This window comes from Lederbergia graminis, from assembly GCF_042655485.1.
Taxonomy (GTDB): Bacteria; Bacillota; Bacilli; order Bacillales; family Bacillaceae_C; genus Lederbergia; species Lederbergia graminis.
The window spans coordinates 1-601 of record NZ_JBHSMC010000017.1; the positions used below are offsets into that span (position 1 = coordinate 1).

Annotated in this window: 1 protein-coding gene and 1 rRNA gene; one reads left to right on the plus strand and one right to left on the minus strand. The window is 39.3% G+C overall.

Translation table 11 applies throughout. The annotated features are described in order from the left end of the window. Positions 1-393: hypothetical protein (locus ACFPM4_RS13805; protein WP_382352842.1), on the plus strand; the 393-nt coding region annotated here is incomplete at its 5' end. A gap of 115 nt (positions 394-508) precedes the next feature. On the opposite strand, the gene rrf is transcribed toward ACFPM4_RS13805, so the two are convergent. Next, positions 509-601, minus strand: a 5S ribosomal RNA gene (gene rrf, locus ACFPM4_RS13810); the annotation flags it as partial.

The window sequence follows — 601 nt, forward strand, 5'->3', positions numbered from 1 at the left end:
GCTGAAGTCAATGGCAAGCAGCTACGCTGTGGCCGTCCATTTTACTATATAAAGTTGGTTGAAAATGTTGTAATAACTTTTACACAATATTATGGACTTGACTCAGTTTTTCTTATTTTTGGGCACTATTCCGCTATAATAGTGACCTCTTCTACAGTTTTTCTTATTTTTGGGCACTATTCCGCCGTAATAGTGACCTCTTCTACAGCTTTTCTTATTCTTGGGCGCTATTCCGCCGTAATAGTGACCTCTTTAATAGATTTTCTTATTCTTGGGCGCTATTCCGCCGTAATAGTGACCTCTTCTACAGTTTTTCTTATTCTTGGGCGCTATTCCGCTGTAATAGTGACCTCTTCTACAGTTTTTCTTATTTTTGGGCACTATTCCCTCTGAATAAATACTTTAACTCAATTCTCCCATTAATTCATTCTTTATTATATGACTGTTTTTCTTTATTCCTTTTTACAAAACAAAAAAAGCCACCTTCCTTAGAATGTGACTTTCATTTGCCTGGCAACGTCCTACTCTCACAAGGGCGAACCCTCACTACCATCGGCGCTGAAGAGCTTAACTTCCGTGTTCGGGATGGGAACGGGTGTGA